The sequence below is a fragment of the Aquimarina rhodophyticola genome, from assembly GCF_042434915.1.
In the GTDB taxonomy this organism is placed as follows: Bacteria; Bacteroidota; Bacteroidia; order Flavobacteriales; family Flavobacteriaceae; genus Aquimarina.
This window is the reverse complement of sequence record NZ_CP170198.1, coordinates 1969512-1985927: the sequence shown is the minus strand read 5'-3', so window position 1 is coordinate 1985927 and position 16416 is coordinate 1969512. Positions and strand designations below refer to the sequence as shown.

The window sequence follows — 16416 nt, the reverse complement described above, 5'->3', positions numbered from 1 at the left end:
GTTTGTTTTTGTGAGTTGTAAAGATGCAGTAAGCGTAGTAGTTTTTAAATTTTAAATAACCGAATTGTTAAATTTGAATGCTGAATTGTATTACAGAGTATTCAATTGATTGTCTTTTTTATCCGAGCTCAATGTCCAAAAGAATCCAACGAGAAAAAATCGATCTGCAGCAGGTTGAATAGCGCGTCGTTCAAAATCACCATTGGAGTTAGGAGTATGTGCATATTGATATCCATAGGTTGCTGGTGTACCTAAAATATTGGTAACAGAGAGATAGAGTATCTTTTGTTGCGTAATTAGATAGGCCCAGTTTAAATTTAATGTAGAAAACCCCTTTGTTTTTTCACCTTGAAAAACGTTTGTATTTGGATTATTGTATGGTCGACCAGTTGCCATATTTAAGGAGGTGCCTACCATAGATTTCCAATCTTGAACCCAGTATTTACCAACTAAAGATGTTGTATGAGTGGCTGCAAAATTAGGAGTAGCGCTATTCTCAAAATTTTTATAATCTCTTTTTGTATTTAGATAAGAATAACTAAGCCAATATTCAAAATTTTTCACTGACTTTTTATCTTTCCAAAAGACGTCAATTCCACTAGCATAGCCATTTCCCAGATTATTATACGAGCTATTATATTCTGGTTGTGAGGTATCGTACTTTACGAGTTGGTCATAGTTTTTATAATATCCTTCTAGACGCAACATTCTTCCGTTTTTTTGATATAAGTAGTTTAAAATTAGATGAGACGCTTTTTCTGGAGCTAGATGATTCGTATATTTTATAATATCTGATTTCGGAGCTTGGTAAAAGTCTCCATATGCCAAAGAAATTTGAGAGGTGGTATTGAGTTGATAGGCTAACGATGTACGCGGAGAGATTTTTGTATAGTCTAAGAAATAATTATGGACAGTTCGAACACCTACCTTCATCGCGAATTTTTTACTAAAAAAAACATTAGTTTCAGTAAAGAATGCGGTACTTGGATTCTCAACCTTACTTTCAAAGTTGAGAAAACTAGGATCCTGAACCCTCTCCTCAAAATTTTCAACATAGTGTTCGATACCTGTATGCCATTGAAATCGGTTACTAAATCTTTTGTTTAATTTTAGCTTCGCATGAAAACTTTTAGTCGTATTATGTATTTTGGTTTCGTTAATCGTAATGTGATTGTTATCTAAAGAAAAACTTGTTCCTGTTGTTAATTTCCAGTCCTTTTTTAAAGCAGAGGAATAGGAAGTGTTACTATAAAAGTTTGTGTTTTTTAGTTGAAAAGGAATTCCTTGCAGCACATTTATATCGTCTTGAATAAGTTTGAAATTGGTTGTGCTTAATGCGTTGTAAATCTTGAGTAATCCGTTTTCAAATTGTTTACGGTATACTGCTTCTCCAGAAAAGCTTTCTGGAGCTTTTATCCAGTCGACTCGCTGGTCTACAATGTCTTGATAAGGTTTGAGGTTTAAGTAGAAGGTATTAATGTTTAATGAACTTTTTTTCCATTTTTCTGTATGACCTATGCCTAGACCTACATTAATCAGGGAAATTTCTGTTTTTTCTTGCTCTGGGATATCAATGGTGTTAAGAAGTAATACCCCTGATAGTGCATCTCCGTATTCAGCTGAAAATCCTCCAGTAGAGAAATTAGTTCCTTTAAATAAAAATGGTGAAAATCTTCCGCGTGTGGGTAAATTATTAGCTGAAGCGTTATAAGGTTGAAACACTTTAATATCATCAATATACACATTTGTCTCATCAGCATCACCTCCACGCACAAATAAACGACCATCTTCACCAACGCTCGACGTACCAGGTAGGGTTTGAAAAGCTCCAATATAATCACCTGCGGCTCCCGCTGTAGTTACTATATCTAAAGGACTAAGCACTGATGCTTTGCTGTTATCGCCTGCAGAAAAGTTGCCAGCTGTAAGTACAACACTACCTAAACTGTTTACATCTTCTTTTAAAACAACGGTTAAGGCATCCATTTCTGAAACTAGCATAGTTTTAGTAAAGGTTTCAAAGGACAAAAAGGAAATTGAAACGGTTTGCTTAGCCGAAAGAGAAGTGGTGAATGAAAATGCTCCATTTTTGTCTGAAGAACTTCCGTCATACGAACCTACAATATAGACGTTTGCACCTTCAATCGGATTTCCTGTTTTATCCACTACTTTTCCTGCAACAGTACTTTGAGCAATCAAAGCACAGGTATAAACATTCAAAAAAGAGAGTAAGAGTATCTTGATCATTGGATTCTGGGTGTTTTGATTGAGACTTCAAAACTCCAGTATATCCTATCAGATTCAAATAAATTACTACCGAACTGTACAGATCAATAGATGAACTGCAAATAAAATATGTCCTAAGAATTAATCCTACACACGTTGGGTGGTATCGGCTTCCTTATTTTTAAAGGGTCTAACGATCAGTCGCGCTGCTTTATCATAATTGATATAGTTGTAGGTCCAGTTGAAGAAAGTAACCAACCTATTTCTAAAACCTACCAAAAACCATAAATGGATAAACATCCAAATAAACCAAGCTATAAAACCACCAAAACGAAGCTTACCCATATCTACAACAGCTTTGTTACGACCAACTGTAGCCATGGCGCCTTTATCAAAATAACGAAATGGTACCATTGCTTTATCTCGAAGATGACGCTTTAAATTTTTGGCTAAATGTTTACCTTGTTGGATAGCAGGTTGAGCAACCATTGGATGTCCTTTGGGGAAGTCCTCGGTTTCCATCAAGGCAATATCGCCTAGTGCATAAATATTAGAATATCCTTCAATTTGATTAAATTCATTAACTTTATATCTATTAATTTTTTCGACCAATGATGATGCTTGTAGACCCTCGACCGGTGCTCCAGTTACTCCGGCAGACCATATAAAGGTAGCACTTCTCAAAGTTAGATTAGTATTGGTAGTAACCACCTTATCTTCATAATTAGTTACCTGTGTATTGAGATGAATGTTAACACCCAATTCATTCAAAAATTCTTCCGCTTTTTTAGAAGCATGTTCGCTCATAGGCGGAAGTAAACGCTTGGCACCTTCGATAAGGTGAATCTCCATTTGTTCAAAATCCATATCGGGGTAGTCTCTAGGTAACACGTGATTTTTAAGCTCTGCTATACCTCCAGACAATTCTACACCTGTAGGGCCACCCCCAGCAAGTACAAAAGTCATTAATTCTTTCCGTTTATCAGAGTCTGTAGTAATTACCGCTTGTTCCAAATTTTCAAGGATTAAACTACGTAAGTTTAGGGCTTGCGGTAAATTTTTCATACGCATAGCGTTACGCTCGATGACTTCGTTTCCGAAAAAATTGGTACGAGTACCTGTTGCAATGACGAGATAATCATAAGAAATAGATCCTATATTGGTGTGAACCTGCATTTTATCAGTATCAACAGACTGTACCTCGGCCATTCTAAAATATGAATTTTTACCTTTTTTAATAATTTTCCTAAACGGATAGGCAATAGAATCCGGTTCTAATCCAGCTATAGAAACTTGATAGAGAAGAGGTTGAAATGTGTGATAATTGTTTCGGTCCAGTATTACAATTTGGACATTTTCTTTGATCAACTTGCGAGCTAAAGCTACACCAGCAAATCCACCTCCGATGATAACAAGTCGGGGTACATTAGAGAAAGGGATATTCATAGAAATACGCTTATCCTGTAAAGTTAAACCGAATAATTAAAATCTCTATATTTTTAAAGATATATTAAGATTAACGTGTACTTTAAAATTAATTTGTAAAAGATATATACTTATAGACAATCACTTAGCGTTTGTTTTAAGGATGCGTGTAACATTTCTGTATTTTTAGATACTTATAAGTAGTAACCCAGCCAAGTGAAAAAAGATTTAGAACATAATTTTGTAAGCCATTTGGAGCAAAATCAGAATATTGTGCATAAGGTATGTCGTATTTATACGCATGATATCGAGTCACATAATGATTTGTTTCAAGAAATTACAATACAGTTATGGAAAGCGTTTCCAAAGTTTAGAGGTGACGCAAAATTTAGCACTTGGATGTATCGTGTTGCTTTAAATACAGCAATAACATTGTATCGTAAATCAAAACGTAGTGTACCAACTACTGATTTTGATGCAGTAGACTTTAAAATAAGTGCAGAGGAGTACGATGATGAGGAAGAGCAACAGCTCAAATTGATGTATGCCGCTTTAAAAGATTTAAATGATATCGAAAAAGCTTTAGTTTTTTTATACCTAGAAGATAAATCATATCGTGAAATCTCTGAAACGATGGGAATATCAGAAGTTAATGCAAGAGTGAAAATGAATCGAGTGAAAACTAAATTAAAGAAAATCTTAAATCCGTAAGTATGGATGAGTTAGAAATACTAAAACAAAACTGGAAAAAACAGGAGCAAAGCCTTCCTAAGCTTTCTTATAACGATATCTATAATATGATCTTAAAACGATCTTCATCCATGGTCAAATGGATCTTTGTTATAAGTATTATGGAGTTTTTGTTATGGGGTTCGCTAGATATCTTTTTTAGAGTAAATGGTCAGTATGAAGAGATCAAAACTTCGGGTATGGAGAATTACTTAACGATTTCATCCATGGTGTCTTATACTATTTTGATTTATTTTATTATACGATTTTATTTAAATTATAAAAAAATACAAACTACAGACTCTGCAAAGGTTTTGATGCAGAATATTTTGAAAACACGTAGTACTGTAAAATTATATGTTTGGATTAACCTAAGTTTTTTAGCGGTTTTATTTTTAACGACTATGTTGTATAGCATCTTTTTTAGCAACGATTTTCAATCCAGTGGTCAAGAAACTGTTTCTGTGTGGATAATCTTAGGAGTTTCTTTACTGGTTATTGCAATTTTTATTACTGTGATAGGATTGTTTTATAGATTAGTCTATGGAATTCTTACTCGAAAATTGAAAAAGAACTATGAAGAATTAGAACAATTACAAATGTAATTTAATAGAATAATTGAGTTGTAGGTAATTTATTTATTCTCATTAAATGCAGAGGGAAGTAGTTGAGGTATAAATTTTATAAGTAGTGGCAGTAATAAGCTTCCGCCCGGTAAAATAAAAATGGTTAAGGAAGGAACAGATTTGCAAATGTCTAGTAATTGCTCTTTTACCCGCTGTTTCTCATCTTTTGATAAATCTCTTATAGTTGATTGTCCCAAAAGAATCATCAAATCTTTACTTTCAGAAATTTCTTTGACAAGTCTTTTCTTATTACGTAATATCAACACACGCACCGTTCTCGAGGTTTGCCTATAAAAATGATGAGCAGGGTTTGAATAATTGAAAAATGAAATTTCTTTACGATTATTTTGTATAAAGGCTTTTACCTTTTTTAAAGAAGCATGGGTAACAGCAGGTGGGATATCTAATTCGACACCTAACGTCAAGAGAAAATCTTTTTCACTTGTATCTAATTCATGATCGTTCCAAACGGCTAGACTCGTAAGATCCAAAATATAACGTTTTTCTAATTCGTCTGTATAGTTGTGTAGATCAATATTGTCAAAGGTTACATCATCTTCAGAGACTTGGTTATAGCGAACAGAGGATGAAAATAATTTAATCAATAATCCATCATATTCATCTTTTTGACTTTTAGATTTTAGAGCTAAAAATACAGTATTGGTTATAGATTCTTCTAATTTTGTAGCATACACAATCGGGTTTTTATCATGAACCAAAAAATGCTCAAAAGCTAAAACATCAATAAACAAGAGCGCATTGGTAAGCAAATGACTAAAGTTTTTGAATACTACCGATTCATTAGTTTGTATTCTGGCATGTATAATTTTTTCTAATTTTTCACTCTTTGTAGATGTTAATAAGGTAGTCCAAGGAAAAATTGATTTTTTAGTATTCAGATAATTATAAAATTGCAAAAGTGCATCAATACAATCTTTAGAGGTTCCTCCCTCTATCGTATCATAATACATACCTACCAAACCAGTCAATAAATTAATTTTGGTACGTTCCTCTTCAGAGTATACAATGCTAGAATCATCAAACATCAATGTAGTTACTGAAGCACCATATAAAAAGCCAGAAGCTAATAATGCTTCATAAAGGACATCCATATCGCTAAACAATAGTTTCTTTTCTTCCGTGAACTCTCGCAAAAATTTATCGAGCCAACCTGATGCAGATGGATTCATAGATATATAGTTTACTTAAATTTCTTTAACAAATTATTAACTATTAGTAAAAAACCATGATTAGTTTCTACTCGTAAATATAGGTGTAAACTTTAAAAATAATTCAAATGTACAGTATGAAAAAATCAAATTTATGGATTCTGGGCGGTCTAGTATCGTTAGGAATTATCTTGACAGCGGCAGATCATCTTGATGCCCCAAAAGTAGCAGGCTCAACGGCAGATATAACCGACTTCTATGCTTTTGAAGGCGCTACAGCTACCAACACAGTATTTGTTGCTAATGTACAAAGTTCATTAGCACCCGCAGGATCCGATGCTACTTTTGACGAAAATGTTTTAGTAGAGATCAATATTGATAATGATGGTGATTTGATAGAGGATCTGGTAATACAAGCAATACCTCGTAATGGTACTATGTATTTCTTTGGCCCTTTTGCTCCCAATGCAACAGGCTTAGAAAGTAGCATCAAAACAGATGCCGCGTATTTAGGCGAAGTTGAGATCAGCACCTCTACAGAGGCTAAAACCACTACAGCCAATGGAATTTCTTATTTTGCAGGATTGAGAGAAGATCCTTTTTTCTTTGATTTTAGTCAATATAACAAAGTTATTGCAGGAGATGCTCCTAATGGATTTAATGCTTCAGGTATAGATGATTTTGACAATACCAATGTACTTTCTATTGTAGTCGAAGTACCTAATGCTTTCTTGGGAGGCACCTTTGACCACCCTGCGGGGACTGGGGCAAAAGTATTTAATGCCTGGGTAGAGGCTAAAACAAAACAATAATCAAATCCTTATAAAAATAATATTATGAAAGTATATACAATACAATATCTAGCAGCAGCCGTATTAGCAATAAGCATTGCGAGCTGTGGTAATGACGATGATGCATTTACAAACGAGATGGGAATGAATGCTGATTTTAGTGGCACATTTATGCAACAAGATCAAATGGGGCGCCCTGGTATTAATACAGTTTTAAGCGGCGATTCAGAAACTAAAAATAGCTTTAATGTGACGATTCCATCAGAACAGACTAGCAAATTTCAGCCATTATTCTTGAATCAGGCAGTAGCTTTGCATGCAGCATTTGGTGCAGAATATGAGAATAATATTTTAGGATTAGATGCCACTACGTTAACTACAATTTTGGCTACAGATGTTTTACAAGTCGCTCCAGATCTACCAACAACATATTATGATGGAACAAATGTACTAACAGGTAGAAACTTAACAGACGATGTTATTGATGTGTCATTAATTTTACTATTTGGTGGAGAAACAGGTGATCGTTTTAATGGACAAGATACAAACAACGACGGGGTAGCAGATTTACCAATATTAGTTAGTGATGGTGTGAGTAACGCTGGTGAAACTCCCTCTGATAGTTTTCCTTATTTAGAAGCGCCTCATAGTATTTAGATCCTCAATGTAAGCGTAAAGGCTGGGTAGTTAATAGTGATATGAAATCATATAGCTATCTGCTCAGTCTTTTTTTACTTCACTAATGGTAAACACCAATAAAATTTAATACGTACTAAGTAGTATTCTTTACAACATTACAACATCTTCAAAAACCAAATCTAATGCATTTAAAATTTATAACCAGTCTAGTATTTTTAGCCCTATGTTTCATGGCTTGTACCACAAATACTTCAAAAATTACAGATCCTAATGACTATGAAGTTTATCTTACAACACAAGATACCACTTCTTTACAAAACACTAATGTGCGTTTAGCATTTTGGAATAATAAACTCGATGCAGATTCTACAAGACTTATGGCCATTCATCCCATAAGCGAGGCATACTCTCAATTATTTCAAATTACAGGAAATATCGAGTATTTAAAAAATGCCGAAAAGGTGCTTCAAAAAGGAGTTTCGATAGCAGCTATTAAAAAAGAAGGTTATTTACTCGCATTGGCTAGAAACTATATTTCACAACACCGTTTTCTAGAAGCAGAATCCAAAGCAATAGAAGCGTTGTCGTTTGATAAAAAGAAGAAAGAAACTCAATTGGTATTATTTGATATTGCCATGGAATTAGGGAAGTATCAGGAAGCCGAAGAGTATTTGAATCAATTCGCTAATCAAAAAGACTTTAATTTTTTAATTCGTCTCGCCAAATGGAACGATTATAAAGGTAATCTAAGCGCTACGATAAAATATATGGAAAAAGCTAAAGCTATAGCAAATCAAAGTAAAGATATGGAGTTAATGGTATGGACATACACCAACCTAGCAGATTACTATGGACATGCAGGTAAGCTGGAAGCTTCTTACTCACATTATCTCAAAACTCTAGCCATTGATCCATCGAATGCTTATGCCAAAAAAGGAATCGCTTGGATCGTATATTCTCATGAATTCAATACAAAAGAAGCCCATAGAATCATAGCTTCGGTAATGCAGACTCACAGATCTCCAGATTATCACTTGTTTAAAGCAGAATTGGCTGCTTATGACAGCAAAGCGATAACCAAAGAAAAAGAGATTCAGGCGTTTCTTACTGCGGTGAAAAAAGAAAGCTACGGTGATATGTACAATATCCCTATTGCCTTATTAATGGCCGAGGAGCATAGTAAATTTGACGAAGCATTGGCAATAGCCCAAAAAGAAGTGGCTAACCGACCTACACCACAAACCTATGATGTATTAGCCTACATATATCACTTAAAAGGAGATCATAAGAAAGCTTTATCCATTGTCGAAAATCACATTGCTGATAAAACTTTTGAACCCATAGCTCAATTTCATAGCGCTCAAGTTTATAAATCCAATAAAATGGATCACAAAGTTTTACCTATTAAAGAAAGTTTATTAGAAAGCCTTTACGAATTAGGTCCGCAAACAGGAAAACAACTACAAGAGCTTTAAAATTAATAATTTAATCTAGCATTATGAGATATTTAGCGATTTTATTTTTTTCGATTAGCATGTTAGTTTGTGGACAAGAAAATCAGATACGAGGAGTAGTGAAAGATGCATTTGATATGCCGATTGCCGAGGTGTATGTGTATAACTCAAATTCAAAAAAACATATTCATACTTTAGAGAATGGCTCTTTTTTATTGAATCATAGTCAGGTTGGAGATACGCTTAAATTGAGGTTATTAGGGTTTAAGCCCAAAGATATTATACTTAAAGAAATCATGGTATCAACGAATTATACCTTTATCATGGAAGCAGCAGTTTTTCAACTAGATGAAATGCTCTTGACTCAGTCAATTAACCCTCTACACGCCATAGAAAAATTTGACAATACTATTAATCCAGTAAATTCATCCCAAGAACTGTTACAGCGTGTTCCAGGATTATTCATAGGTCAACATGCAGGTGGTGGTAAAGCCGAACAAATTTTCTTACGTGGCTTTGATGTAGATCATGGAACCGATGTGAGTATCTCAGTTGATGGTATGCCAGTCAATATGGTATCTCACGCACATGGGCAAGGCTATGCTGATTTGCACTTTGTGATTCCTGAGACTATGGAACGTATGACGTTTGACAAGGGGCCGTACTTCGCAACACAAGGAAACTTTAATACTGCGGGATATATTGCTTTTCAAACTACTGATCGTTTTGATGAAAATAAAATTAAGGTTGAAGTTGGAGATTTTAATACACTACGTACTGTTGGTTTATTTAATTTATCACCAAAAAAAGCTAATGAACAATTTATCACAGCAGTAGAATACATGGAAGGAGATGGACCTTTTGTTTCACCACAAAACTTTAATCGTTTTAATCTTTTCGGGAAGTACCAAAAAATATTCGATACACAGCAGTTCGAAATTTCTGCATCTCATTTTAATAGTCGTTGGGATGCCTCTGGTCAAATTCCTGAACGTGCAGTAGCTCAAGGACTAATTTCAAGGTTTGGAGCAATTGATGATACCGAGGGTGGTGAGACTTCTCGTACTAACCTTAATGCTTCCTTTACAAAGTATATTAGTGCCAATTCGACGTTCAAAACTCAGGCATATTTAAGTGCGTACGATTTTTTATTGTTTTCTAACTTCACATTCTTTCTAAATGATCCCATCAACGGAGATCAAATAAAACAAAAAGAATCTCGTAATCTTATGGGCTTTACCAGCACGTTAGTCAGTACGCACGAGGTAGGAAATACACAAATAGAAACGAAGGCTGGTTTTGGGTTACGATATGATGCAGTAGATGGTATAGAACTCTCCGAAACGCTTAATCGTAAAACCGTTTTAGAATATGTTAAACTAGGAGCAATCAATGAAACTAATGTGTTTAGTTTTTTGGAAGCTGAAGTTATAAAGGGGAAGTTCACAATAACGCCTGGGGTGCGTTTGGATTATTTCAAAAATATTTATGAAGATGATTTATCGACTACATATGAGTCAAATGCTGCAACAGAAACGTTAATCAGTCCAAAATTACGTCTGGATTATGCTATGACCTCCAATATGAATTTATTTTTCAAAGCAGGTATGGGTTTTCATAGTAACGATACACGGGTAGTTGTAGCACAAAAAGGTAAAGAAACGTTACCAAAAGCTACAGGAGCAGACGTAGGAATCTACTGGAAACCTGTTTCCAAGGTTTTTATAAGTTCAGCTTTATGGTTGTTAGATCTAGAGCAAGAGTTTGTATATGTTGGAGATGCGGGAGTTGTAGAGCCTAGCGGAGCTACAAGACGTTTAGGCGCAGATTTTAGTGCGAGATACCAAATGAACGACTGGCTGTTTTTGGATAGTGATTTTACCTACACCTATGCCCGAAGTAAAGAAGCTGAAACTGGAGCAGATTACATTCCTTTAGCTCCCAAAATAACTGCAGCCGGAGGACTAGGTATCGATAATTTACAAGGTTTTTCTGGCGGAATTCGATATAGATATCTTGGAGATCGTGCAGCAAATGAAGATAATAGCATCATTGCCAAAGGGTATTTTGTTACTGATACCAATATAAGTTACGCCTTTAGAAATATCACGTTGGGAGTGTCGATTGATAATGTATTCGATGTCGCATGGAATGAAACACAGTTCGCTACTACCTCAAGATTAGCTAATGAGATTGAATCGGTAGAAGAAATTCATTTTACGCCTGGTACTTCAAGATTTTTAAAAGCAAGTATAACCTACACTTTTTAGTCAATAGTATTTTGAAGATCCATAATTTGTTTTTGGATGTTGTTTAATGAGAAAGCTTGTTTGAGGTGGTTCTCAAGCAAGCTTTCCTTTTTTTTGCCCTTGGTCATAAATCCTTTATCCCTTTTTTAAGATAGAGGATTTATCAATTAGTATCGATTTTTATGTATAAGATAATTATTAAAAATGCTAACTTTATACATATCGCAAGAAATGGATTTTTTTAGTGTAACCTATGTTGCAGATTTGTAGAACAAACGATAAACCATGGATCAAGAGCAACATTTCAATTATGAACGTATCGCAGCAGCCATAGCTTATATGGTTGCAAATTATAACGAACAACCTGATTTAAAGGTTTTAGCTCGTCAAGTGCATATGAGTCCATATCATTTTCAGCGTATATTTAGTCAATGGGCTGGTACAAGTCCGAAAAAATTTTTGCAATATATCAGTATTGAGCATGCCAAAAACAATTTTAAGACAAGAGCATGCAACCATGTTTGAAACTACATATACTACTGGACTGTCAAGTACAAGTAGGCTACATGATTTGTTTGTGAATATTGAAGGGATGACTCCTGCAGAATATAAGAATGAGGGCAGGTCTTTAGTAATACATTATAATCGTATTTCTAGTCCGTTTGGTAGTATGCAAATTGCAACTACGCTTAAAGGAATATGTCATATGGCTTTTGATGATGATCACACTCCACAAATAGAAACGCTTAAAAGTAATTTCCCTCAAGCTACTTTTATCAAAGGGCGTAGTCAATTTCATGAACTGGTTGAAGCCTTTTTCGCTAAGCAAGAAAAATATATCAGCATACCGCTACATATTAAAGGAACCAACTTTCAGATTAAAGTGTGGGAAGCATTACTTAAAATTCCGAGGGCTCAACTCTCCACCTATGGTGCGATCGCCAAACAGATTAAGCAACCTAATGCTTCAAGAGCTGTAGGCACCGCCATTGGTCGTAATCCTATTGCCTTTTTAATACCTTGTCATCGCGTAATCCAAGCTACAGGCGTACTGGGTGGCTACCGCTGGGGATCAACCAAAAAAGCTACGTTAATAGGATGGGAACATGGAAATCAAAGGAAAGCACTAACTTTATAATCGATGAATATAGAAAATAGCACCTTATACGATGAGAAAACAATTTTTGAATTGTATGGTATTGCATCAGCCTATCAAAAAGCTAAAAAAACCGTAGTAGTTTGGCCAGAATTTGATAGAGCTATGGTAGTGAATGAGATTCGAGAAAACCGCCAATGGAAGTTATTGATTTAGGATGAGATTGCGTGTGTCTGGGCTACCACATTTAGTGATGAGCAGATTTGGGAAGAAAAAAATGTTGATGCGGCGATATACATTCATCGTATAGCGACACATCCAAATTTTAGAGGTTATAATTTTATACGTACGATTGTAGCTTGGGCAAAAGACTACGCAAAAAAGAATGCTAAAAATTACGTACGACTTGATACCTTAGGGGATAATCGAAAATTAATAGCGCACTATGCCAACGCAGGGTTTGATTTTTTGGGAATGCAGGATTTAAAGGATACCAGCAGTTTACCTAATCATTATAAAACTGCACCGGTCTGTTTGTTTGAACTAGAAGTTAGTTAATTCTAAAAATTTTAAATTTAAAAAAAAGTAAGACAAATGATTTATCTGTAGATATGTAACAAATTTTGAAAATTCTATACTGATAGTTAAAACCTGTAATCATGAGTAAAGTAAAAATCACTACAATCTCTTCAAAATCACTTTTTGATATAAATAGCGCGGCATTTTGGATTAGTTTAACCTCGAGTGCCCTACTAATAACCCTTTTAACAGGATATTGTGCTGGACAGCTATATTATTACCTGACCCATTAATGTATGCATTAAAGTTATTTTACGCGATACATCAATGCACAGTACCATGAAATATTTATAATACTGTGGATTGGAGTATAATTTTTTATTTAAGACGCTACCACACCTAGGGTATAGAGTTGATCCATAGTAGGGGATTGGCTACCACCTTCGGGTTCTAATGTGATACCGAATGCTTCAGATTCGTTAGCATTGTTTAACACAAAAACTTTTGTGGCTTCCTCTTCAAAACTATCAAGCGTACCCAAACTTGTAGGTGTGAGTGGGTCCAATTTTAAGGACCAAACTTGATACACTTTTCCTGGTGGGGGAGTAGGTAATCCTGCAACATCGATGTAGGCTGTCTGATTTTCTTTATCCCAATATACTGCAGCAAACGCTTCAGGAGCAACTTGTTGTGCTTGTAATGGCACCTCAATCACATCTTTATTACGAAGCACACTTAATATGGTTCGGGTTTTTGATAGATCTTCCTCGGCTACTTCAATTTTGCCTTCTAAAAGATTCTTCTCAATTTGAGATTGCACCACTTCTTCACGCAATTGTTTGTTTTTATCAAACTGAATAAATAAGCCTACAAGTAGCGCTACTGATGCAGCCCAACCAATATAAGCAGCCCAGTTTGTACGCTTGCGTGTAATAGGTATAACCGCTACGTCCTTATCGTTAAATTTTAGTTTAGTTTTGAGCTGTTGGTACACTTGATCTGGTTGGTACGGAGCAGCCGCAGTGGCTAATTGTGTAAGCGATCGTTCTATCGCTTCTACCTCGGCACGTACTTCGGGATGTTGTTGCAATACTTGTGAGACCTCTATACTTTCTTTTTCAGAAAGTGCGCCGTACACATACAATTCAAGAATTCCAGAAGCTATATATTTTTTACTATCCATAATTATACGTCCAATAATTCTCTTAGTTTATTAATGCAATTTCGATTTCTAGTCTTTACAGTACCCAATGGCATATCTAATGCTTCAGATGTTTCCTTTTGTGTAAATCCTTTAAAAAATAAGTAATCAATTAAATTTTTGCAAACAGGCTCCAAAATATCTATATACTTTTTTATTCCGATAGCATCAATTTTGTGAGAAAAACTATTTTTCTCTTCTAATATATCTACGAAATAATCGGATGTTTGGTTTTGTTTTGAATTTTTAAATGCCTTTGATCGGGTTTTATCAATGGCTGCATTACGAGCAATATTAAGAATCCAAGTGAAGAATCTTCCTTTTTTTTCGGAATAACGCGCTGCATTTTCCCATACTTTCATAAAGACATCTTGCAAGACCTCTTCTGCCAAGACCTCGTCTTTTACAATAGTATAAATAACACCAAACGTATTTTCGGAATACAATTCATAGATACGTTGAAAAGCTTTTTCATTTTTTTGTTGTAACTGAAGAATCAGTTCTGATGGTTGCATAAAGTTCTGTTAGGATATCACTAAGGTACTACAAATATCATATAAAATAAAAAAGAGCATGGGATATGCCATGCTCTTTTTTATAATTAGGATAAATTTATTCAATAACTGCTGCACAACTAATTCTAGTACCTGCTGCTCCAGAGGGTTGTGATGTAAAATCATCTGTACCTTGATGTACGATAACGGCTTTACCAAGGATATTTTTTTTATCATCCTCACAGCCAATACACCACTCATTAGTTGCAAACGTGATAGTACCTTCTCCTTGTGCGTTGGCATCAAAATTTCCAATATCTCCTTTATGATATCCTGTCTCTGCTCCCCATTTACCGTGTGGCTCTGCAGTAGGATTCCAATGACCACCTGTAGATTTACCATCGGCAGATGAGCAATCTGCTTTTTCATGTAAGTGTATAGCGTGTTGTCCTTCGGTTAGACCAGAAATTCTAGCTTCCATACTTACAATACCTTCAGTCTCGGTAAATTGTACAGTACCTTTAACATCAGTCTCACTCTTTGGTTCTAAAACTATTTCAAGTATTTTTTCGGAAACTTCTTCCTCTTCTTCTATTGTCATATCAGAAGTTTCATCTGTAGTCATAGTATTATCGATAGTTTTCTCCTCTTTTTTACCATCTTTACAGTTCACAAGAATTATAGAAATCATTGCTAGAACTGCTAAATTAAGCGTCTTCATATATTTTATTTTGTTTTGTTTGTTGATTTATAGACAAGGTAGTGCAGTTTTTGTAGTTGACAAAGTATTTAAGGTAGATTTAAGTGAAAATGTTAAAAAAGATGGAATATATTTTAACTATTCTATAGAATTTTGGGTGGTTTCAAAGTCATCCATTATTTTTCTATCTTGTTTTCTTGAATTTTGCAGCATCCAATAGACAATAAGTGGAGCAATACCATGTGGCAAACGATAAACGACTTCATATAAGTTTTGGTGTAAACTTTGCCAAATAAAAACACTATCGATAGAAGCTACGATACGAGCTAACGCAGTAACGAAACCCCAAGCCATGGCATAGAGTAAAGCATATCTAGAAACTCTAGGGATAAATATGAGAATGGCGATAATAAAATCCAATAATCCTGCTATATACAATAGAGTTATACTTTGTTGTTCATTTACACCCAAAATCTGGATCACCATATCTACAAATTTTCCTGGTACTGGGTAAAACCCAAAGGCATATAAGCCGTGCGAAAAAAAGGTGGCAGCTATACTAATTTTAAGTAGTAGTAATAGTTTCTTTTGATTTACTTTAAGAGATCTACTATATAACAAAATAAATGGAAGTCCAAATTGAATGCTATGCTCAAAAAATTGAGCAACATGATAAAACTTTTCTTTCGTTAATAAAACTGACAGAATTAACAAACTACAACCAGATACGAAAATAATAGCATTAAGGATCCAGTGTTTAAACCGCAATAATAAAATAGTGACAAAAGCAGCCGATAAATATATAAATCCTATGATACGTATACTACAATTAATTAAACCATCGGTGTATAAACTAGTGACATACGTTTGCCAAGACCCATTAAATACGCCCTCTATTATTGGTTTTAGCAAAGCTTCATCCCAAAACAAAGTACGATAGGGAGCATCCCAAAACATATGTTGGTATGCACGGCCAATAAAGATAAAAAATACCGAAATATGTAAAAGTTGATTGGTTCTAAGCGTATTCATAGGATAAATAAACAATTATTTTAATTCATTTTCGTTAATGACAATGTTAAGTTTTTTAAACGATTT

At 34.7% G+C, this 16416-nt stretch carries 16 protein-coding genes and 1 pseudogene; 10 read left to right on the top strand and 7 right to left on the bottom strand.

Annotated elements, in window-relative coordinates:
• Positions 1 to 90: 90 nt before the first annotated feature.
• Together ACE939_RS08610 and ACE939_RS08605 are read right to left on the bottom strand one after the other, a co-directional pair.
• Complete coding sequence (locus ACE939_RS08610) at positions 91 to 2247, bottom strand: carboxypeptidase-like regulatory domain-containing protein (protein ID WP_378184878.1); 2157 nt, start codon at positions 2245 to 2247, stop codon at positions 91 to 93.
• Between the two features lie 126 nt (positions 2248 to 2373).
• The gene (locus ACE939_RS08605; protein ID WP_378184876.1) at positions 2374 to 3672 is read right to left on the bottom strand and encodes an NAD(P)/FAD-dependent oxidoreductase; all 1299 of its coding nucleotides are present in this window, start codon (positions 3670 to 3672) and stop codon (positions 2374 to 2376) included.
• Positions 3673 to 3867: 195 nt separating this feature from the next.
• On the opposite strand from ACE939_RS08605, the gene ACE939_RS08600 reads away from it, so the two are divergent.
• Both ACE939_RS08600 and ACE939_RS08595 read left to right on the top strand, forming a co-directional pair.
• The gene (locus ACE939_RS08600; protein ID WP_378184874.1) at positions 3868 to 4362 is read left to right on the top strand and encodes an RNA polymerase sigma factor; all 495 of its coding nucleotides are present in this window, start codon (positions 3868 to 3870) and stop codon (positions 4360 to 4362) included.
• Between the two features lie 2 nt (positions 4363 to 4364).
• Positions 4365 to 4985 (top strand): hypothetical protein, encoded by a 621-nt coding sequence (locus tag ACE939_RS08595; RefSeq protein ID WP_378184871.1) that lies wholly within the window; start codon positions 4365 to 4367, stop codon positions 4983 to 4985.
• Between the two features lie 29 nt (positions 4986 to 5014).
• Here ACE939_RS08595 and ACE939_RS08590 read toward each other — a convergent pair whose 3' ends face one another.
• Positions 5015 to 6196 carry an LETM1-related biofilm-associated protein gene (locus tag ACE939_RS08590; RefSeq protein ID WP_378184869.1) on the bottom strand — a complete coding sequence of 394 codons (1182 nt, stop codon included), beginning with the start codon at positions 6194 to 6196 and terminating at the stop codon, positions 5015 to 5017.
• A 107-nt stretch (positions 6197 to 6303) separates the two neighbouring features.
• On the opposite strand from ACE939_RS08590, the pseudogene ACE939_RS08585 reads away from it, so the two are divergent.
• From ACE939_RS08585 to ACE939_RS08550, 8 genes and pseudogenes are all read left to right on the top strand, one after another.
• A pseudogene (locus ACE939_RS08585) lies at positions 6304 to 7623 on the top strand (DUF4331 family protein).
• A 164-nt stretch (positions 7624 to 7787) separates the two neighbouring features.
• A complete protein-coding gene (locus ACE939_RS08580; protein ID WP_378184867.1) occupies positions 7788 to 9080 on the top strand; it encodes a hypothetical protein in 1293 nt (430 codons plus the stop codon).
• A 23-nt stretch (positions 9081 to 9103) separates the two neighbouring features.
• Positions 9104 to 11329 (top strand): TonB-dependent receptor, encoded by a 2226-nt coding sequence (locus tag ACE939_RS08575; protein WP_378184864.1) that lies wholly within the window; start codon positions 9104 to 9106, stop codon positions 11327 to 11329.
• A gap of 264 nt (positions 11330 to 11593) precedes the next feature.
• Positions 11594 to 11833: a helix-turn-helix domain-containing protein gene (locus tag ACE939_RS08570; RefSeq protein WP_378184862.1), complete on the top strand. Its 240-nt coding sequence runs from the start codon at positions 11594 to 11596 to the stop codon at positions 11831 to 11833.
• Entirely contained in the window at positions 11790 to 12446 is a 657-nt protein-coding gene (locus ACE939_RS08565) for a methylated-DNA--[protein]-cysteine S-methyltransferase (protein WP_378184860.1), read from the top strand. The genes ACE939_RS08570 and ACE939_RS08565 overlap by 44 nt, the downstream gene beginning before the upstream one ends.
• 3 nt (positions 12447 to 12449) lie before the next feature.
• Positions 12450 to 12620, top strand: a complete 171-nt coding sequence (locus ACE939_RS08560) for a hypothetical protein (RefSeq protein ID WP_378184858.1) — start codon at positions 12450 to 12452, stop codon at positions 12618 to 12620.
• Positions 12621 to 12626: 6 nt separating this feature from the next.
• On the top strand, positions 12627 to 12962 hold the full coding sequence (locus ACE939_RS08555; protein ID WP_378188429.1) for a GNAT family N-acetyltransferase: 336 nt from the start codon (positions 12627 to 12629) through the stop codon (positions 12960 to 12962).
• 101 nt (positions 12963 to 13063) lie between these two features.
• Complete coding sequence (locus tag ACE939_RS08550; protein WP_378184856.1) at positions 13064 to 13216, top strand: hypothetical protein; 153 nt, start codon at positions 13064 to 13066, stop codon at positions 13214 to 13216.
• An 89-nt stretch (positions 13217 to 13305) separates the two neighbouring features.
• Here ACE939_RS08550 and ACE939_RS08545 read toward each other — a convergent pair whose 3' ends face one another.
• The 4 genes from ACE939_RS08545 to ACE939_RS08530 all read right to left on the bottom strand — a co-directional run bounded on the left by ACE939_RS08545 (position 13306) and on the right by ACE939_RS08530 (position 16350).
• Positions 13306 to 14106, bottom strand: a complete 801-nt coding sequence (locus ACE939_RS08545) for an anti-sigma factor domain-containing protein (RefSeq protein WP_378184854.1) — start codon at positions 14104 to 14106, stop codon at positions 13306 to 13308.
• Positions 14107 to 14108: 2 nt separating this feature from the next.
• A complete protein-coding gene (locus tag ACE939_RS08540) occupies positions 14109 to 14639 on the bottom strand; it encodes an RNA polymerase sigma factor (RefSeq protein ID WP_378184852.1) in 531 nt (176 codons plus the stop codon).
• A 97-nt stretch (positions 14640 to 14736) separates the two neighbouring features.
• Positions 14737 to 15339 carry a superoxide dismutase family protein gene (locus ACE939_RS08535; protein ID WP_378184850.1) on the bottom strand — a complete coding sequence of 201 codons (603 nt, stop codon included), beginning with the start codon at positions 15337 to 15339 and terminating at the stop codon, positions 14737 to 14739.
• A gap of 117 nt (positions 15340 to 15456) precedes the next feature.
• Positions 15457 to 16350 carry a DoxX-like family protein gene (locus tag ACE939_RS08530; protein WP_378184848.1) on the bottom strand — a complete coding sequence of 298 codons (894 nt, stop codon included), beginning with the start codon at positions 16348 to 16350 and terminating at the stop codon, positions 15457 to 15459.
• Positions 16351 to 16416 lie beyond the last annotated feature (66 nt).